Raw genomic sequence first — 18,231 nt, 5'->3', positions numbered from 1 at the left:
AAACCGGCTCAGACCGGGGGAGGCAGATCCCAAGATGGAGGGTGGCACGACGTTCCACTTCCTCCACACCGAGCCGGCCATGGCGCTGGAGGCGGCCAGCCAGGCCGCCGGCGGCCAGGACGTGCCATCGGTGGCGGGCGCACTGTACGCACGGCACACACGTAGATCGGCCGCCCTCTCTCGGATGCACTGGCCGACTCTCTCCATAGCCACAACGGATCAGGCGACTTTGTTCTGCCCATCTACCACCGGCTCAGCAACCTGCACCTCATCGAGCAGGAATACCGGAGCTACCGGCGAACGGAAGAGGCGAAGCGCCAGCGGGCCGAGGAACAGCACCGGACCGCTCCGGACCACAGTGGCCTGTCCCAGGGACCGCACCTGTACTGGGATCCGGCGTGGATTCCTTTCGCCTATGACGAGAGCGGAAACAGCCTGTTCATCAGCCAGGTCAGTGATGACACCTTTGGCCGCATCGGAAGACAGGACAAGGAAGACGGACCGTCGTTCTGCGAGCACCCCGTATTCACCTCGCTGCCGCACCGCCTGGACGGAGTCGCGCAGGCTCTGAGCGATGGCGTCTTCGAGATCTGAGGGAGTGGGAACCCGTCGTCGACGACAACGGCCTTCTGGCATGGCGGGAACCCAGAACTGGACGGTGACGTGACAGGTGTCCGTGCCTTTCTCACCGCGGGCTCATCGACCACATGCACGCCGTGATGGTGCCGATCCTGCTCGGCCGGGGCGTCCGCCTCTGGGACGGACTGGAGGACCTCGATGAGGACTACCGGACTGAGTCCGCCTCCTCGTCGAGCGGGGTCACGCATGTGACGTTCACCCGAGCGGGTCTCTGACTGCCCGCACTGGCGCGATTCACGTACGCGTGGCGGGTCTTGGGCTGGGCCGACCGGGGGAGACCGGGCGGCGGACGGACCTGCAGGAGTTCCATCAAAGGGGGCTGCCTTCCCGCCTCACCTGCGATGCCGTCGGCCTTTGCGCCCGTTGGTCGTCCTGCCTGCGCGGACGGTTGCGGCGATTTGGTCCTTCGCTCCCGTTCCTGGTCTTTACCCGTGTGGGGTGGGGGTTCGAGTGGGTGATGAGTGGTTCTTGAGTGGGGTGGTTGAGGGTCGGGGGTGTTTGGTCGTGGGTGGTGTCGGGTGGAGGGAGTGGGTTGGTGAGTGGTGGGGTGTTGCGGTTGGTGCGGGGTCGAGTGTCGGAGGAGGAGTTGGCGGCGTTGACGGTGGTGATGTCGCTGCTGGCGGCCCGGGCCGCCGACGCCGGCGGTGACGCGGCTGACGGCAGTGGCGTGGGTGTCGAGGTTGGGCTGCCGTTGTGGGACGTGGGGGTGTATCGCTCCCCGTTGAGTTGGCGGTAGCTGCCGGGCGGTAGCCGCCGGTTGACGGTGGCTGTCAGGTGGTGGCTGTCAGGGTTGGGTTTGTTGGTGGGTTGGCTCATCTCAGCACTGCATACCGACTTCGCGGTTTGTTATGGTGAGGGATGGCCTGGTGTGGGAGGGAGGGTGTGGCCATGAGTGTGGCTGACGACGTTTCGCAGGTGTCCGTGGCGGGTGCGGGTGCGGGTGCGGGTGGGGGTGTGTCCGTGGCCGTTGCGGAGTTGGAATTGGTGCGTGCGGAGGCGCTGGCCGGTCCGGGGGAGGAGGCGACGAAGGCACAACACGCGCGGGGGAAGCTGACGGCGCGGGAGCGCATCGATCTGTTGCTGGATGCCGGTTCCTTCCAGGAGGTCGGACTGTTGCGTCGGCATGGGGCGAGTGGGTTCGGTCTGGAGGCGCGCCGGCCCTACACCGACGGTGTCATCACCGGCTGGGGCACGGTCGAGGGGCGGACCGTCTTCGTCTACGCCCACGATTTCCGGATCTTCGGCGGCGCGCTGGGCGAGGCCCCACGCCGAGAAGATCCACAAGATCATGGATATGGCGATCGCGGCCGGTGCACCGCTGGTGTCGCTGAACGACGGCGCCGGCGCCCGCATCCAGGAGGGCGTCTCGGCGCTGGCCGGCTACGGCGGCATCTTCCAGCGCAACACCGCAGCTTCCGGCGTGATCCCGCAGATCAGCGTGATGCTCGGCCCGTGCGCCGGCGGCGCGGCCTACAGCCCCGCCCTGACGGATTTCGTTTTCATGGTCCGCGGAACGTCGCAGATGTTCATCACCGGCCCCGATGTGGTCAAGGCAGTGACGGGGGAGGAGATCACCCAGAACGGCCTCGGCGGCGCCGACGTGCATGCGGAGACCTCCGGGGTGTGTCACTTCGCCTATGACGACGAGGAGACGTGTCTGGCGGAGGTCCGCTACCTCCTCTCGCTGCTGCCACAGAACAACCGGGCGTTCCCGCCGTGTGTGCCGTGCACCGATCCGCCCGCGCGGTCGACCGAGGCGTTGGTGGGCCTGGTCCCAGCCGACGGCAACCGCCCCTACGACATGACGGCCGTGATCGGGGAGATCGTCGATGACGGTGAGTTCGTGGAGGTCCATGAGCGCTGGGCGCGCAACGTCGTATGTGTGCTGGCCCGGTTGGGGGGCCAGGTCGTCGGGATCGTCGCCAACCAGCCGCAGATGCTGGCCGGCGTGCTGGACATCGAGGCGTCGGAAAAGGCGGCCCGATTCGTGCAGATGTGCGACGCCTTCAACATCCCGCTCGTCACCCTGCTGGACGTCCCCGGCTTCCTGCCCGGTGTCGATCAGGAGCACGGGGGGATCATCCGGCACGGGGCGAAGCTCTTGTATGCGTACTGCAATGCGACTGTGCCGCGGATCTCGTTGATTCTGCGCAAGGCATACGGCGGCGCCTACATCGTCATGGACAGCCAGTCCATCGGCGCCGATGTCACCTATGCGTGGCCGACGAACGAGATCGCCGTGATGGGCGCCGAGGGCGCCGCGAACGTCATCTTCCGTCGGCAGATCGCCGCAGCCGAGGACCCCGAGGCGATGCGCGAGCGCATGGTCAAGGAGTACAAGTCCGAGCTGATGCACCCCTACTACGCGGCCGAACGCGGCCTGGTGGACGACGTCATCGATCCGGCCGAGACCCGCGAGCGGCTGATCGGCGCGCTGGCGATGTTGCGTACCAAGCATGCCGATGTGCCGTCGCGTAAGCACGGCAATCCCCCTCAGTGACGGAGCGGTCGATGGTCAAGCAGGAACGTGCGCTGCGCACCCGGCAGGCACTGATCACGGCGGCGGCCGGGGCCTTTGATGAGGAGGGGTTCCAGGTTGCGTCGCTGACGAAGATCAGTGCGCGGGCCGGGGTGAGCAGCGGGGCGCTGCACTTCCACTTCGCCAGCAAGGCGGCGCTGGCCGCCGCGGTCGAAGAGGCCGCGGCGGACATCCTGCACACCCTCACCCACACCCCGGGACCGTCCTCGCGCGGGCCGGGTCATCTGCAGCACCTCATCGACGTCACCCACCTGCTGGCCCAGGCCCTACGTCAAGAGGTGGTGCTGCGGGCGGGGTTCGCCCTCAGTGGAGAGGTCACCCGCACCCCCCACACCGACCTGCGCGCCCGCTGGCGCGAGTGGGTGGAGCAGCAGGTCGGCCGAAGCCTGGCGCGCGGGGAGCTGGATCAGGTGGCGGCCGGCCGGGTCAGTGAGGCAGTAGTCGCCGCGACCGTCGGGTTTGAGGTCCTCGGCGCCCGTGATGCAGCCTGGCTGTCGGCCGCCACCATCGCCGGGTTCTGGCGCCTGCTGCTGCCCGTCATCGCCTCCCGGACGGTCATCGCCGGCCTGAATACCACCCGACCAGCCCACCACCCCTGACCCCCACCCCCGACCTGGCCCGACCCGTCCCCCCGCTCGGCACGGCCGGGCCACATCGTCGGCCCGGGTCGTGCACCCGAGGCGTGGGAGAAGGGCATGGACGACGCCCTCGACGCGGGCCGTCGCCGACACACCCGACACGGCGCCCCTGCGTGCCCTGCTTGAAGACGGGGCTCACGCACAAGACTGTCCGGCCGACGCAGGTCAGGACGACGGGGAAGGTGCGGTCGGGCAGTCGCGCCTGATCCCGTATAACGCTACGCCCGTGAAGTCCAAGGCCGTGCCCTTTGCTTCGGCGGCAGCCCGGCTACCGACTGCTCCTTCGAGACCGATCCCACCGCGACGTTCAGATCCCACCAGAGACGGTGGAACATGAAATCTTGGCCGGGCCCCGCGGCTCCCGGTAATGCCCAGCCCCCGTCCAGCCGCGCAACCTCAGCCCGGCAGCGATCTTGTCGGTTACCGCACGCGACGGCACCGTGTCGGTTCCTACGCAAGCCACCATCTGACACGGATTTCGGCGCGGCGCGGCGCAGCGCTTCGGGCGGAGCGGGAGGGAACACGGCATCCTGCCGCCCTGTGTGTCTCACCTGGCTGGAAGACTGGCGGCGCAATGAAGCCCGAAAGAGCAGGGCGTCGTGGCCGGGGCACGTAGGTCGAGCGCCGCTGCTCGGGGGCGGCTGATATCACGGAGAGATGCGCGGCTGTGATCTTTGACAGGCTTGATGTGTCGTACGGCGAAATGTGGGGTCCCCTGCAAGGGACGACTCACCCGGAACCTATGTCGCGCGAGGTCGCGTCTCGCAGACACGTTGCCGGGATGGATTATGCGGTTCTGCTGTCCTCGCGGGAACGACCGCTGGCACTGGTGGAATACTGGCCGCGCCGGATGTGGCGGCTATATCTGTTCGACGACAGGTCCTGGCGCATGCAGATGATCGATCTCACCCCGCACAGCACAGGTATGTTGCTCGCACACCGGAATACTCGCTGGCAGTTCCACAACGAGCAGGAGTACTCGTCCTCCAAGTGGGCTGTTCAGGAGACTACGACCGTCTCAGCCGACGGGAAGGCCGAGGTGAAGTCCGAGTTCGCCAGGCCGACGGGGGCGTCGACTGAGCCGCTTCACGCTGGATCATCCGACCCGTCGGCAGTGCGGCGCTTCCTGGTGCAGGTCGAGGACTTCCTCTACCCCGCACCCGAATTCGGCGACTGGCTGGTATTCGTGTCGCTTCTTGCCCAGCAGGGGCACGAGCCCGCCGCTTCCGTGATCCTGAGCGACGGACCGGAGGACGAAGGGACCGGACCACTGCGCCCCACCGCGATCGGCCAACTGTTCAGTCCAGGGGCACGCGACACTCAGGATGGGGCGGCCGTTGTCGAGCTCGCGGAGGCCGGTTCGCTGGGGATCACGTCGGGGCAACTGACGGTCTCTGACCCCGGCTGGATCAAGGACCCGAGGACCGTCGCTGTACCGTCGGGCGAGTTCCCCGTCACGCTGTCGCTTTTGCGCACGACACGTGGGGTCAACGTCGCTGCGGCCAGGGTGACGTTCTTGGATACTCCGCCCTGTGAGTGGGAAATGGCCCTCCGGCCCGATGAGGACTTGGGGCTGCTTGGCGAGGGTGCGTTCTACGGGGTCGGCGTCGATACCGGCGCAGTGGCGTTCATGGACGCCACTCGGACGGTGATCGAAGACAAGTTGGACGAGGACCTCTTCATACCTCTCGAAAGTCGCTTCACTGTCGAGCTGTCTGGCACGGCGCCGGAGTCGAACTTGATCGCCTTCCGTGCCGGCCGGGGCGATGGGGCCTATCCCGTCTGGATCGGCCGCACCGATGATGGACAGGTTGCTTGCGTCCTGGTCGACTTCCGGCTTCATGCCTCGGACGGGCAAGAGTAGGGAGCCACCGATTATCGCCGGGAGGGGCTCCTGCTCGGTCCGTTTTCAACTCACCGACCAGGAGGGGGATTTTTCTCGCTCGGCTCATATCCTGGACCTCCACGGGTGGGTCGCCGGGTTCAACGGCATGGTCTATAAGATCCGGACTGGGGCCGCTAGGGCTGCCCCGTGGTGTGGGCAGTCTTGCTCGGTCCGCCTCCACCGGCGCCGTGGGAGCCGCCTCTGCCGGACCGTCGCGTGCTCAACCGGCCCCACGCGCCCGCCCAGCCGGCGCGTCAGGAGGGGCCCGTCCCCGCCACCGCCCTGGGTGGGTGGTCGCGGCCGGAGTTGTCGAGGGCGATCCAGTAGCGGCGCTTGACTCCGATCTCGGTGTGGCGCACGTCCTGCAGGATGCCACCGTTGCGTTCGATGGTGCGCGCCGAAGCGGCGTTGTCGTCGTCACAGGTGAGAAGGACGCGGTCCAGGCCGAGCGCGGGGGCCTTGAGCAGAACCGCTCCCAAGGCCCAGGTTGCCAGTCCGCGCTGTCTGGCGGACGGGCGGATGCTGTAGCCGATGTGTCCGCCGCCTTCGAGGAGAAAGGCGTTGAGGTAGTGCCGAAGGTCGATGGCACCGAGATAGGTTTCGCCGTCGACGATCCACCAGTGGGTGGCGTGGACGCGTCCTTCTCCGACGGGCCGCGAGCGGTCTGACTGCTCGCGCAGCCTCTCTGTCCACGAGGCAAACCCGTACAGAGTGTCGAGGTCGTCGTGGGTGGCCAGACGCAGGCCGCTTCCGTCCTGGTGCGCACCGGGCTGCCACTCCTGGCACGCGCTGAGCCACGAGGCATGCAGCCGTGCGGTGGGAGCGATCAGTTCGGCCATGCGAGGGACGCTAGCACCCGCACCTGCGGCTGATCCGGGTTTTCGTGCTGACTGTGGCTGATGACTGGCGAGGGGAAGTAAGGGGTGGATGAGAACGGGAGGAGATCGCCTCCTCGGAGGCGCGGGCACGGCCCTGAATCGGGGCACTCCGATATGCCGCGTCGATAAACGAGCGCATCTCTGCTGAACTACCGACAGCGCCTACCTGCACTGATGGGGCCAGCCTGAAGCTGATGGTGCCGGCCTGAAGCTGATGGTGCCGGCCTGAAGCTGATGGTGCCGGCCTGAAGCCGACCGCTAGGCGCACGGAGAACTTGCCCTGACCTAGGAGACCGCTATGCACGTGGCAGCCGTTCTGCAGTGGTCGCGCTCGACGCGGTGATCAGAGCAGTTCGTGCACGACCAAACGCGACTGCTTGCCCGCGAAGGCGCTTCGCAGTGCTCGGGCCTCACGGTTCCGGGCAGCGAAGACCCCTCGTTTGTCCACGTGCACGACCAGGACGTCATAGCTATCGATGACCTCGGAGATGCCCCGCACCTGGATGGTGTCCCGCCAGGCTTCCGTGTTCCGACCGAACCAATCCGGTAGTCCGCAAGGCTCAGCCACGGCGTCCCAGAAATCATCAAGCGTCTCGATCGGCCTACCTCGTAGGTCAACCACCAGTTCCGACTCAATCCTCTTGGCCATCACGACAGAGTATTTGGGCCTCTTCCGAGGCACCAGCCCCAAAGGTGCTATGTCCACGGGAAGGAGAATGGGCTCTGGTCCACTTCTTGTGGACGTGTACGCAGCGTGAGGGCCGCCTTTAGTGTGACGGCGGTAGAAGCCCGTCGGCTGAAATCACAACCCCCATGAAGGGTCGAGCGGCCCCGGTACTGAGCGTCCTCAATCCTCTCTATTGTCCACCGTCAACAAAGACGGGTGCAGTGCCGTCGTCCGGGAAGAAAGTGTCGGCAATCCGGACGAGCTCGGCGTCGCTCAGCTGAGGTGGTGTCCACCTGCGCCCGCGTGCGTGATCAACGAATTGTGCGCCGAGGGGCACGTGGTAGTGCTCGACGTAGTACGCCAGATCCGTGTACCAGAACCACTCACCGTCAGTGAGGAGACGCAGGCCGCCGATCAGCTCGTTCCTAGCGCTGAGGACGTCATGGACCCGTGAGGTGGTCGCGGCCAGCACCGAGCCAGCACGCAGGTAGCGAATGAGGTCCGTTTCATAGGCCGCACCCTTTCTTTGCATGCAGTCCCTCAGCGAGGGCCCGTCGGTGCGGCCATGCTCCAACTCCCTGAATTCCCCGAGGAATCGGTCTGCGTGCACGTTCGCGCTGCTCACGGCAGCATCCTATGCGCCGATCGCAGGCTAAGGCAGAGTCTCCGCAGACGAGCTCTGAAGGCTCTCGCTCACGCCAGCAGGACGCGCTTGCGGAGGAGCTCGAATCCTTCGCGGCCGAACATCTGGCGCTTGAGCATCTTGATCCGGTTGACATGACCTTCCACGACGCCGGAGTTCCACGGTTGGGAGAGCCCTGCGACGACGGCGTCAAGGTCGCGTTCGAGGTGGTGAGCGAACCGGCTGAGACTGGGCAAGTCGGCAGAGGCTCTGGCTGATTCGATCCACTCTGGCAGTTGGTCGCCTCGAAGGTCGGTGACCATGTGGGCGAAGGCCCGCACGTGCTTGGCGAGGACATCCAGCTCGGGGCAGTTGACCAGCACAGCCTTGAGCTGGATCCGGTCGCTTTCGACCAGTGCGTCCGGGTGGGTCAGGACCCAGCGGGTCACGGCGCGGGCCGAGGGCGGCCGGGGCCCGACCGGCTGGGGTTTGCCGCGCAGAGTCCTGCTCACGTAGCTCCGGACGTTTCCGTAGCCGTCCGGGTAGCCCTGCTCTCTGATCTCCTCCCACAGTTTTCAGGCGTTGGTGCAGCCTTCCTGCCAGCGCTGGGCTAGGTAGGGCTTGTAGGCGTCGAGCTTGGTCGCGCGGCTTTGCCACTGCCCGGTGAACAACTCTTCCGGCGTGGTGGCGCGCGAGAAGCGCAGGATCGTGTTGAGCGTCATGCCGAGCTGCCGGGCGACGGACCGCTTGCTGTGGCCGGCGTCCAGAAGCGCGTGGATGGTGGCGTGCTTGGCGCGGGTGCGTTCGGCGAACCGGTGGCCTGTGGGCCAGGGCGACGTCGCGGCCGACTCCGCCTCCTCCGCGTGCTCCTCAAGCAGTTCTGGCGCGGGGCGCAGGCAACCGCGGTGCCGGTAGACGCACTTCTCGGCGGCTTCGCCCAGGTTGTGCCAGAGGTGCCACCGGTCCGCAATTTGAATGGCCTGTGGGGCGCCACGGGTCGCGCCCTCGGCGAAGAAAGGGGCACGGTCGCGGCAGACGATCTCGATGCCGGGCCGTTTGGCCAACCAGGCGGCAAGCGTGTCCGCCTCCCGGTCCGGCAGGAGATCGATCGGGCGACGTGTCTCGACGTCGACGAGCACAGTCCCGTAGATACGTCCCTTGCGCTGGGCGTATTCATCCACGCCGACCACGCGGGGCACCGTGACCGGAGGAACGGGCAGCGAGACGATCAGCCGCAGCAGAGTGTTCCGGCTGACCGGTGCCGCCAAGACGTCCGTCATACGGGCGCCGGCCCTGCCGGCAAGGGCAAGGCCGACCGAGAGCAACATTGATCGCAGCCGCTCGGTCCGACGACCGAACCGGCGGGTCAGCCCGGGCACCTGCTCGGCAAATGTCCTCCGCGAGCAAGACTCCTCCACGCAGACGAAGCGACGCACCCGTAACGACACCACAACGAACTTGCCGACCGCTGGCAGATCACGAGGGAACCGCAGGTAGGAGCCGTGTATTCGGTCCGACCAGCACCCGCACCGCGGGCATGCCAGCCCGGCTGGCAGTCGTGCGGGCCGCGACACGGACGACCGTGTCGGACACCTCGACGGATTCCACGAACACGCCCTCCATCGAGGAGAACAGCAGCTCATCCCGCTGCGGCCGTACCTTGTTCACGGCGTAGCACTGTCGACCCTGCCGCTTGTCGGCTGGGCGATTTTCGGGCGACCTCGACCCGCATCGCCCAGAGATCAATAATCACGCTGCGTACGCCACCACAAGAAGTGGACCAGAGCCAAGATCGGTTCTGGCTCGCTTTCCGTGACGCGTGCACGGTGAGTGATCTCCGCTGGGAGACCAGCGGAACGAAGATGGGTCTCAGGTGCAGACGATGGGGCAGCCGCGTCGGATCGAGTGCTGGGCAGCGCGCAGGAAAAGTGCGACGTAGAAGGCCGTGTCAAGGTCCTTGGTCCACGGTCCTGTTCGAGTAGTGGCCAGATCCTTTGCTTGGTGCCTGAACCACATGCTCAGGTCGAGGTTGTCGCATGTTGCGGGGGTTTCGGCTGGCAGGTCGATGGCTGCCGCCAACTTCTCGGCGAGCGGTAGTACCTGCGGAGCGCCTGCCACCATGGACTCGTGGTCGACGGAATCGATGGGCAACCAGATCTCCTCATCGAGTGAGAAGGGCACGATCACGGTCCAGCCGCAGAGGATCTCCGATTCCTCTCGCGACAGGTGCTTCTGACACAAGTCGAGGAACCCGGTCATAGAGGGGGTCAGCTTCTCCTCGAAGGCTTGCCCTGAGCCAGGTGCGAAGTCTGTCTCTGGGGGGACGTCCTCGTAGGACGGCAGGCCCCGTCGCCTGAGTTCGGCATTGAGCGCCGCAGCAACTTCACCCCATCCGTCCTCCTCGTCACTGAACCATTCCTCCGCGCCGACGCTCACCAGATAGACACCCATGTCGGGAAGCTATCGCGCGCATCTGACATCGATCAGTGAGCCAACAGGACTCGCTTGCGGAGCAGTGCAAAGCCGGCCCGGCCGAACATCTGGCGCTTGAGTATCTTGATCCGGTTGACGTGTCCTTCGACGACGCCGGAGTTCCAGGGCAGCGTGAGTCCGGCGATGACCGCGTCGCGGTCTCGGTCGATTCCGGCCGCGAAAGTGTGGAGGCTGGGCAGGTCATCCTGACGGACTGCGTCAAGCCACTGCGGGAGCCGTTCGCCCTGGCGCTCGGTGACCATCTCGGCGAGGGACCGGACGTGACCGGTCAGGGCATCGAGTTCGGGGCAGCTGGCCAGGACGGCCTTGAGCTGGAGCTGTTCGATCTCGGTCAGCGTCTCGGGTCGGCTGAGGATCCATCTCGTCACCACGCGAGGTGCCGGCGGTTGCGCGGTGATCGGCCGTGGCGAGGTGCGCTTCTCTCGCAGGTAGGCGCTGACCCGGCCGTAGCTGCCCCTGCAGCCCAAGGGAACGATCTCCTCCCGGCGCTTCCAGGCGACCCTGGCCTTGCGGTAGGTCGCGTCGAGGTAGATGTAGGGGAAGCGGGTGTGGTCCAGGGGCCGGGTGCGGAACACCGACAGCTCGGCGTCCAAGGCGCCGTAGGTCCGGGAGACTTCGGACTTGGAGATTCCGGTGTCGCCGCCCAGGGCCTTGACCAGGTCGTCCACGCTGCGGGTGGACACCCCGTGCACGTATGCCTCCATGATGACTGCATAGAGGGCCTCGTCGATGCGGCGCCGGCGTTCCAGCAGGCTGGGGAAGACCGAGCCGGTGCGGACCTTGGGGATCGCCAGGTCCAGATCCGCGGCCCTGCGTGGTCAGCACCTTCCCTCGGTGCCCGTTGCGCATCGTCGTGCGCGTCTCGCTGTGCTCACCGGGCGCGGCACCGATGTGCGCGATGGCCTCCGCCTCGATCAGCTCCTGCAGGATCCGCTGGGCCAGAACCCGGACCAACTCAATTCCGTCCGCCGTACGCAGTGACTGCCTCAGCCGAAGTAAGTCATGCTGGGACAAGGCCCATCGTGTCGCCTCTCTCAACGAGCCTCGCTACTCGGAGAGTTGCGCGGTGGCCGCCCCATGACCAGGGGCTATGCCGAGATCGCTGTTACACCACTTGGTAGGACACCATCCCACTGGTCGATCCGCAAGCTCAAAGCGGCGTCGGTGCGCTGACGCTCCTGGAACGCAACGGTGTCTCCGTGCCGGAGGAAGTGGCCCTGGTGGGTTTCGGCGACATCGAGGCCCTGGTTCGCCTCACCATGCTTGACCACGGTCGATCCGCATTGATTCGCCGTCGCACGCACCGCCGTGACGCTGCTGCGTACGCGCATGCTGGCGGACGACTTCCGGCAACTCCCTGGCCGCTGCGAGCACACCGAGTTCACGCTGCGGCTGTGCAGGTCCTCTGGCCTGTCGCATGACACGTCGACTTCTGCACCGACCTGAAAGGCCTCGACTGCCTTGGCAGTTGACGTCGCCTCGATCGCGTCGACCAGAGAGGCCGGAGACCGTTGCGCCTGGCCGTCGAGTCCTAATTGACAGATCAGCCCCTGGTCAGAGGGCCCCGCTCTCTTCAGGCTCCGGCGGATCTACCGGCTTCGCGCTCTCCGTGAACTGATCGAAGATCATGACAGCGGCGCGCGTCGCCAGCGACCAGTCCGCGTCTCCCAAGGGGTCCTGCAGGCCGTCCCGGCCGGCGATCCACCGTATGTGGAAGCCGTCCAGCAGCGCCGCGATGGTGGTGGCGAGGTTCTCGACCGTGTAGGGGGCACGCATGCGTAGGTCGAAGGTGTCGAGCAGGAACTGGTAAGCCTGGATGGCTGCTTCGTTGAACGAGTCGCCGTAGTGTGCCAGAGCCTCACGGACGCGAGGATTGGCGGCACTGGCGTAGAACCCGAGCATCACGCGGTAGATCGGGTCTGTGCGGTGGTGTTCGTGGTTGGCGGTGAGGACCTCGTTGAGCACGTCCTGCCAGCTGGTGCCGCTCCTGGTGGCCGCTTGGAAGATCCGGATGCTCTCGTCGAGGCTGGGGACCAGTTCGGCCTGCCGCGAGGTGAGGTGGAACAGTAGTTCCGCCTGGAAGTCGGACTGCGCCGGCCAGATCTGGTAGATCGATCCCGTGGTGACCGCCGGAGCCTTCTCGTCCCTCAGGCGGTCCCGGACGATGCGGGTGGCCTCCTCGGTGACTTGCTTGACCCGCACGTGAGCCAGGGCGGCGGTGACCGCGGCCCTCGCTGCTATCGGCCGTGCCTGCGCAGACGAGGCGTGTGGCCGCCTCCAGCATCAGGGCTCGGGTCTCCTCGAGCGAGCGCTTCGGGAGCCTGCGCCTCCCGGCTTCCACCGTCATGGTGTTGATCCCCCTTGGCCTAGGGCCCTGTGAATTCGGCGCGTCTGGGGCGTTGACAGGTCGTAAGCCTACACCTAGATTCCCGACTCGTAAGAAAGTTACGAAACACGAAGGCCTCACCTGGCTGACGTCTGCACGGCTCTGACCTGGCCTGATCCTTGGCCTGCCGCTATGTCGCGGGCAGTGAGCCGCCCTTTCTCTCTCCGCCCAGCTCTGTGATTCCGCCTGCGCCGATCAATGGTCTGCGGTGTCCTATTTCGGAGGTTTTCGCATGTTCGCAACGTCGCGATCCCGAAGGCTCGCTCTCGTCTCGACCCTCGTGGCGCCCTTGGTCGCCGTCGCGGGATGCAGCGGATCGAGTACGTCCGCCTCGACCTCGCAAGAGGATTCGTCAGGAGCCGCCTCCGCGACGTCCGACAACCGTCCGTCGACCGCCGTCGTCACCGACTACGCCGGCTACACCGGCGGCAAGAAGGGCAAGGCCGACTCCAAACTGGCGCCGATCGGTCTGGGTTGGGTCAACGTGGAGGGCGGCCCCGGCGGCAGTCCCGAAGCGACCCTGGGCGCACAGGCGGCGGTCCGTTACATCAACGACAAGCTCGGCGGGATAGGTGGTCACCCCCTGAACCTGGTGGTGTGCACGGTGGTCTCCGCCGAGGAGGAGGGCCAGAAGTGCGGTCAGCAGCTTCTCGGTGACAAGACCGTCTCGGCCATCGCCGTCGGCAACCTGTACCTGGGGGACTCCTCCTTCAACTCCGTGGTGGCAGGGCGGAAGCCGGTGCTGGTCGGTGTCGCGACCGGGCCCTCGCTGGCCACGGCAAAGAACACCTACAGCACGTTCGGTGACCTGCCGCACATCTTCGGCACCTGGGGCACGTACGCACGTGATGTCCTCAAAACAAAGACCGCGGCGGTTCTCCACACCAACACGCCTGGCGACAAGATCGCCTCCAGTGCGGCGGTGAAGGGTCTGAAGGCCGCCGGGATCACGGTCAAGTCGGTCGGCTTCGACGCGCAGGCCACCGACCTGATTGGTCCGGTCACGGCTGCCGGGGCCAACACCGCCGACATGGTCGTACCCATCACGACCGGCTCGGGATGCGTCGGAGTCGCCAAGGCGCTGCAGCAGCTGGGCGTCAAGAAGCTGGTGGTCGCCACTCCGCTGTGCATGTCCCCGGACGTCGCCCAGGGCCTCGGCGGAGACCTCCCCCAGTGGACCTACGGCATCGCACAGACCCTCCCCACCGATACCTCGGCACTGGACTCCAAGGCGTTCCTCAGCGCGTCCGCGCAGGTGGGTCTGAACAAGGCCACCGCTTCCCAGGTCTTCGCGCCGGTGGCCTGGAGCACCGTCCTCACCTACGCCAAGGTCCTGAACTCCGTCGGCGCCGACAAGATCTCCCCGGCGACGGTCACCGCGCAGCTGAAGAAGTTCACCGGGCCGGTCGCCATGGGCGCCGCCGAGGTCAAGTGCGGCAAGTACCAGGACGCGCCGGCGGTCTGCAACGACCAGGCGAGGTTCTACGCGTACAAGGGCAAGGGCCGCTTCCAGCCCCTGACCGACTGGATTCGCCAGCCGAAGTAGTAGCCCCGAACAGTCCGACCGGCCCCACCAGGGGCCGGACCCCTCCCGCTCCCGAGCCCGTGCGCGTTGACGGCACCTTCTCCGGAGCGGGGTATCCGGGAGTGACGTATGGAACAGATTCTTCTCTTCGCCCTGCTCGGCCTGGGTCAAGGAGCGCTGATCGCCGGCATCGCGCTCGGTGTGGTGGTGACCTACCGCGGCTCGGGCATCATCAACCTCTCCACCGGCGCCGTCGCCATGGTCTCCGGCTACGCCTTCTGGTCGCTCAACTCCGGCTTCTTCGGGTTCTCCCTGCCGATCGCGCCCGCGGTGGCCGGGGCTCTCGTGGCCGCCCTCGCGGTGGGAGTGCTCACCGAGGTCGCCGTCTTCAAGCCCCTGCGTACGGCGTCCCCCCTGGCCAAACTCGCGGCATCCCTGGGCATCCTGCTCACCCTGCAGGCCACGGTGCTGCTGGTGTTCGGCACCCAGCCGCAGCGTGCGGCGAGCGTACTGCCGACCGATCCCGTCACCGTTCTGGGTGTGGCCACCCCCCTCGACCGGTTCATCCTGACCGGGCTGGTCGTCCTCGTGGCCGTGGGTCTCGGCGCCGCGTACCGGTGGACCCGGTTCGGCCTGGCCACCCGCGCGGCCTCCGAGAACCAGCAGGCCGCCATGCTGGCGGGACTGTCACCGGACGGCCTCGGCCTCGCCAACACACTGCTGTCCAGCCTCGTCGCCGGCCTGCTCGGTGTCCTGGCCGCGCCCATCATCCAGGTCGACTCGGTGACGTTGCCGCTGCAGGTCGTACCAGCTCTCGCGGCCGCGCTCTTCGCAGGCTTCACCTCACTGTGGATCGCCTGTTGCGCGGGCATCCTCATCGGGGTGTTGCAGTCGGTGGTGTACTACCTGTCGACCCTGAGCTGGTTCCCGACCGACAACGGCAACGCCATGCCGGGTCTCCAGCAACTCCTGATCTTCGCCCTCATGGTCGTCGCCCTGTACACGCGTGGCGCCGGTCTGCCCAGGCGCGGCGACCTGGTCGAACGACGGCTGCCGGCCGTGCCCCTGCCCGAGCGGCTGCTGCGCCCGGCCCTGATCGCAGCGGCTACCGCGGCGATCGCCCTGGTGATACTGCCGTTCGACTTCCGCCAGGCGCTGACGAACTCGCTCATCGGCATGATCATCGTTCTGTCGTACGTCGTCATCACCGGCTACGTGGGACAAATCTCCGTCATGCAACTCGCCCTCTCGGGCACGGCCGGGTTCACCCTGTCGCATCTGGCGGCCGGGGCGGGTGTCCCCTTCCCATTGGACACGCTGGCGGCGACCGTGCCGGCCACTCTGCTCGGCGTCCTCTCGGGCATCTCCGCCCTGCGAGTGCGCGGAGTCGCGCTGGCCGTGGTGACCCTGGCGTCGGCACTCGCCATGGAACAGGCGCTGTTCACCAACACCTCGTTCGGCGGCACCGCGGGAGTCTCCGCACCGCCGCCGCGCCTGTTCGGGGTGAACCTCGGACCCAGCGCAGGCTTCCGCGGCCTGGACGGAAACGAGCCCAGCCCGGTGTTCGGCTTCCTCGTGCTGCTGGTCGCCGTGCTCCTGGGCGTGTACGTCGCGAATCTGCGGCGCACCGGCCTGGGCCGACGGATGCTCGCCGTCCGCTCCAACGAACGCGCGGCGGCCGCCGCCGGAGTCGACGTACGCGCCGTGAAGATCGCGGCGTTCGCCATCAGCTCATTCATCGCCAGCGTCGCCGGCACGCTGTACGCCTACAACTTCGGGTCCGTCAGCGCGGCCCGGTTCACCGCGCTCGCCGCTCTCGGCCTGATCGGGTTCGCCTACATCGGCGGCATCACCATGGTCTCCGGCGCCGTCATCGCGGGACTGATGTCGACCGAGGCCCTCGTTCCCCACGCCCTGGACAAGTGGTTCGGCATCAAGGGGACTTGGGCGCTGCTGTTCGGCGGCGTCTCCTTGATCGTCACCCTCATCGGCAACCCGGACGGGATCGCCGGCGCCGTACACCGCCGGAAAGCGGCCCGCCGGAGCGCGCGTACCAAGTCCTCCAGCGTGCTCGCGGCAGCGATCCCGGCGATGAGGTCGGTCGCGGCCGGTGCCGGAGTGTCCTCCGGGCAGCGCCTTGCACGGATCGCCACCGACACCGAGGAGGTCACACCATGACGCTGCTGTCGGTCGAGAAGGTATCCGTCCGTTACGGCGGAGTGAGCGCACTGACCGATGTGAGTATGGACGTCGGTGAAGGCCAGTTGGTGGGACTGATCGGCCCCAACGGTGCCGGGAAGACGACCTTCGTCGATGCCGTCAGCGGTCTCACGCCCGCCCGGGGGCTGATAGCCCTCGACGGCAAGGACCTGAGCTCGCTGTCATCTCACGCGCGGGTACGCTGCGGACTCGCCCGTACCTTCCAGAGCAACGAACTCTTCGAAGACCTCAGCGTCGCGGAGAACCTCCAGGTCAGCGCCGAGCGTCCCACCTGGCGCACCCAACTCGGCGATTCCCTCGGCCGCCGCCGCGCACCGCACCCGGCCGTGGCCGATGCCCTCGCTGCCCTGGGCCTGGACGACCTGGCGAACGCCTCGGCCGAGGAACTCTCCCAAGGGCAGCGCAAGCTCGTAGGCGTGGCGCGAGCCCTGGCGGGCCGACCTCGTGTCATCTGTCTCGACGAACCCGCGGCGGGGTTGGACACCACGGAGAGCATGGCGCTCGGTCGGCGACTGCGTGCCGTCGCCGACGCGGGCACCGCGCTCCTGCTGATCGACCACGACATGGGGCTGATCATGGGAGTCTGCGATCACGTCGTGGTCCTGGAGTTCGGCAAGGTCATCGCCGCGGGGCCCCCGGAGCAGGTCCGCAACGATCCTGTCGTCATCGCCGCCTATCTCGGTGCGTCGGCCGACGGTCCCGCCTACTCCGCCGAGGACGAGTCCCGGCCCATCGGCGTTGCCCAGGAGACGCCATGACGTTCCAGGGCTGTCGTCGACGCCCGGGGCGGTCCGGCCGGGTGGACGCCGAGACCGCACGACGGCCGCGCGGTGGTTCCCGCCCGGGAGCGGAGAAGCCCCCCGGTACGAGGGTGCCTGGTGAGGCGGGGAACCGCCGGGGGACACACGCACGGTCGACGACCAGCGCACACCGGAACCAAGGCACCACGGCTGCAACCCCGCAGACAGCAGAGAGGGCGGTCCTGCGATGAGTACACCTGTCCTGGAGGTCGAAGGCCTCGCCGCCGGCTACGACGGTCCTCCCGTTGTCCGCGACGTCTCGATCACCATCAACGAAGGGGAGATCGTCGCCCTTCTGGGAGCCAACGGCGCCGGGAAGAGTACGACCCTCAGGGCGATCTCGGGGCTGGTGCGACCTTCTGCCGGCACCGTCTCCTTCGCCGGGTCAGCGCTGGACAAGCTGACGCCCGCGGCCCGTGCCCGGCTCGGCATCGCCCATGTCCCCGAAGGCCGCGGCCTCTTCCCCGGACTGACGGTGACCGAGCACCTGCGGCTGGGACACCGCGGTGAGCACCTGGACGAGGCGGCGGCCTACCGGCACTTCCCCGTGCTGTCCCGCATCAAGGACCGTAAGGCGGGCCTGCTGTCGGGCGGGGAACAGCAGATGCTGGCCATGGGGCGGGCGCTGGCACGGAAGCCGAGACTGCTCCTGCTGGACGAACTCAGCCTCGGCCTCGCGCCGGTGATCGTCGAACAACTGCTGCCCATCGTCAGGCGGTTCGCGGACGAGTCGTCCTGTGGTGTCGTGCTCGTCGAGCAACACGTGGGACTCGCCCTGGAGGTGGCCGATCGGGGCTACGTCCTCTCACACGGCCAGATCACCATGCAGGCGACGGCGCAGGAGCTGAGCGCCGACCACACACGGATCGTGGCCGACTACCTCGGTACGCGAACCAACTGACAAGGCTGACCAGGCAGCGGACGCCGCCCACCTCCCTT

Annotated in this window: 16 protein-coding genes and 2 pseudogenes; 9 read left to right on the top strand and 9 right to left on the bottom strand. The window is 67.2% G+C overall.

Translation table 11 applies throughout. The features are described 5' to 3' along the window. Window positions 1–219: 219 nt before the first annotated feature. Window positions 220–519: a hypothetical protein gene (locus tag LN251_RS28260; protein ID WP_458247012.1), complete on the bottom strand. Its 300-nt coding sequence runs from the start codon at window positions 517–519 to the stop codon at window positions 220–222. Window positions 520–707: 188 nt separating this feature from the next. Between LN251_RS28260 and LN251_RS28255 the strand changes: the two genes are divergently transcribed. From LN251_RS28255 to LN251_RS28235, 5 genes and pseudogenes are all read left to right on the top strand, one after another. Then, complete coding sequence (locus LN251_RS28255) at window positions 708–854, top strand: hypothetical protein (protein ID WP_458247011.1); 147 nt, start codon at window positions 708–710, stop codon at window positions 852–854. A gap of 257 nt (window positions 855–1,111) precedes the next feature. Further along, window positions 1,112–1,375 (top strand): acyl-CoA carboxylase epsilon subunit, encoded by a 264-nt coding sequence (locus LN251_RS28250; RefSeq protein ID WP_458247010.1) that lies wholly within the window; start codon window positions 1,112–1,114, stop codon window positions 1,373–1,375. A gap of 152 nt (window positions 1,376–1,527) precedes the next feature. After that, a pseudogene (locus LN251_RS28245) lies at window positions 1,528–3,139 on the top strand (acyl-CoA carboxylase subunit beta). Window positions 3,140–3,150: 11 nt separating this feature from the next. Further along, window positions 3,151–3,777, top strand: a complete 627-nt coding sequence (locus tag LN251_RS28240) for a ScbR family autoregulator-binding transcription factor (RefSeq protein WP_458247009.1) — start codon at window positions 3,151–3,153, stop codon at window positions 3,775–3,777. A gap of 820 nt (window positions 3,778–4,597) precedes the next feature. Beyond that, complete coding sequence (locus LN251_RS28235; protein WP_458247008.1) at window positions 4,598–5,680, top strand: DUF4241 domain-containing protein; 1,083 nt, start codon at window positions 4,598–4,600, stop codon at window positions 5,678–5,680. A 275-nt stretch (window positions 5,681–5,955) separates the two neighbouring features. On the opposite strand, the gene LN251_RS28230 is transcribed toward LN251_RS28235, so the two are convergent. The 8 genes and pseudogenes from LN251_RS28230 to LN251_RS28195 form a co-directional block, all read right to left on the bottom strand. Beyond that, window positions 5,956–6,540 carry a GNAT family N-acetyltransferase gene (locus LN251_RS28230; protein ID WP_458247007.1) on the bottom strand — a complete coding sequence of 195 codons (585 nt, stop codon included), beginning with the start codon at window positions 6,538–6,540 and terminating at the stop codon, window positions 5,956–5,958. A 382-nt stretch (window positions 6,541–6,922) separates the two neighbouring features. Continuing rightward, window positions 6,923–7,228 (bottom strand): barstar family protein, encoded by a 306-nt coding sequence (locus LN251_RS28225; RefSeq protein WP_385245692.1) that lies wholly within the window; start codon window positions 7,226–7,228, stop codon window positions 6,923–6,925. Between the two features lie 208 nt (window positions 7,229–7,436). Further along, on the bottom strand, window positions 7,437–7,871 hold the full coding sequence (locus LN251_RS28220; protein WP_458247006.1) for a hypothetical protein: 435 nt from the start codon (window positions 7,869–7,871) through the stop codon (window positions 7,437–7,439). Between the two features lie 68 nt (window positions 7,872–7,939). Next, complete coding sequence (locus LN251_RS28215) at window positions 7,940–8,380, bottom strand: transposase (protein ID WP_458247005.1); 441 nt, start codon at window positions 8,378–8,380, stop codon at window positions 7,940–7,942. A gap of 63 nt (window positions 8,381–8,443) precedes the next feature. Beyond that, on the bottom strand, window positions 8,444–9,511 hold the full coding sequence (locus LN251_RS28210) for an ISL3 family transposase (protein WP_458247004.1): 1,068 nt from the start codon (window positions 9,509–9,511) through the stop codon (window positions 8,444–8,446). Between the two features lie 226 nt (window positions 9,512–9,737). After that, window positions 9,738–10,319 (bottom strand): hypothetical protein, encoded by a 582-nt coding sequence (locus tag LN251_RS28205; RefSeq protein WP_458247003.1) that lies wholly within the window; start codon window positions 10,317–10,319, stop codon window positions 9,738–9,740. A gap of 32 nt (window positions 10,320–10,351) precedes the next feature. Continuing rightward, window positions 10,352–11,399: pseudogene (locus tag LN251_RS28200) on the bottom strand (transposase). Between the two features lie 516 nt (window positions 11,400–11,915). Further along, window positions 11,916–12,563 carry a hypothetical protein gene (locus LN251_RS28195; protein ID WP_458247002.1) on the bottom strand — a complete coding sequence of 216 codons (648 nt, stop codon included), beginning with the start codon at window positions 12,561–12,563 and terminating at the stop codon, window positions 11,916–11,918. Window positions 12,564–12,979: 416 nt separating this feature from the next. On the opposite strand from LN251_RS28195, the gene LN251_RS28190 reads away from it, so the two are divergent. The 4 genes from LN251_RS28190 to LN251_RS28175 all read left to right on the top strand — a co-directional run bounded on the left by LN251_RS28190 (window position 12,980) and on the right by LN251_RS28175 (window position 18,193). Next, window positions 12,980–14,293: an ABC transporter substrate-binding protein gene (locus LN251_RS28190; protein WP_458247001.1), complete on the top strand. Its 1,314-nt coding sequence runs from the start codon at window positions 12,980–12,982 to the stop codon at window positions 14,291–14,293. Between the two features lie 108 nt (window positions 14,294–14,401). After that, entirely contained in the window at window positions 14,402–16,450 is a 2,049-nt protein-coding gene (locus tag LN251_RS28185; RefSeq protein ID WP_458247000.1) for a branched-chain amino acid ABC transporter permease, read from the top strand. Next, the gene (locus tag LN251_RS28180; protein WP_458246999.1) at window positions 16,447–17,250 is read left to right on the top strand and encodes an ABC transporter ATP-binding protein; all 804 of its coding nucleotides are present in this window, start codon (window positions 16,447–16,449) and stop codon (window positions 17,248–17,250) included. Before LN251_RS28185 ends, LN251_RS28180 begins: the two co-directional genes overlap by 4 nt. A gap of 229 nt (window positions 17,251–17,479) precedes the next feature. Next, window positions 17,480–18,193, top strand: coding sequence for an ABC transporter ATP-binding protein (locus LN251_RS28175; protein ID WP_458246998.1), 714 nt, complete (start codon window positions 17,480–17,482; stop codon window positions 18,191–18,193). Window positions 18,194–18,231 lie beyond the last annotated feature (38 nt).

It is taken from the genome of Streptomyces sp. MAI_2237, from assembly GCF_054189285.1.
The sequence above is the reverse complement of the archived record's forward strand: the minus strand, read 5'-3'. Positions and strand labels throughout refer to the sequence as shown.

What these genes read in the sequence shown, in the direction of transcription:
- LN251_RS28255 (WP_458247011.1), top strand. Translation starts at nt 708, where the DNA reads ATGCACGCCGTGATGGTGCCGATCCTGCTCGGCCGGGGCGTCCGCCTC.
- LN251_RS28240 (WP_458247009.1), top strand. Translation starts at nt 3,151, where the DNA reads ATGGTCAAGCAGGAACGTGCGCTGCGCACCCGGCAGGCACTGATCACG.
- LN251_RS28235 (WP_458247008.1), top strand. Translation starts at nt 4,598, where the DNA reads ATGGATTATGCGGTTCTGCTGTCCTCGCGGGAACGACCGCTGGCACTG.
- LN251_RS28230 (WP_458247007.1), bottom strand. Translation starts at nt 6,540, where the DNA reads ATGGCCGAACTGATCGCTCCCACCGCACGGCTGCATGCCTCGTGGCTC.
- LN251_RS28225 (WP_385245692.1), bottom strand. Translation starts at nt 7,228, where the DNA reads ATGGCCAAGAGGATTGAGTCGGAACTGGTGGTTGACCTACGAGGTAGG.
- LN251_RS28210 (WP_458247004.1), bottom strand. Translation starts at nt 9,511, where the DNA reads ATGAGCTGCTGTTCTCCTCGATGGAGGGCGTGTTCGTGGAATCCGTCG.
- LN251_RS28205 (WP_458247003.1), bottom strand. Translation starts at nt 10,319, where the DNA reads ATGGGTGTCTATCTGGTGAGCGTCGGCGCGGAGGAATGGTTCAGTGAC.
- LN251_RS28190 (WP_458247001.1), top strand. Translation starts at nt 12,980, where the DNA reads ATGTTCGCAACGTCGCGATCCCGAAGGCTCGCTCTCGTCTCGACCCTC.
- LN251_RS28185 (WP_458247000.1), top strand. Translation starts at nt 14,402, where the DNA reads ATGGAACAGATTCTTCTCTTCGCCCTGCTCGGCCTGGGTCAAGGAGCG.
- LN251_RS28180 (WP_458246999.1), top strand. Translation starts at nt 16,447, where the DNA reads ATGACGCTGCTGTCGGTCGAGAAGGTATCCGTCCGTTACGGCGGAGTG.
- LN251_RS28175 (WP_458246998.1), top strand. Translation starts at nt 17,480, where the DNA reads ATGAGTACACCTGTCCTGGAGGTCGAAGGCCTCGCCGCCGGCTACGAC.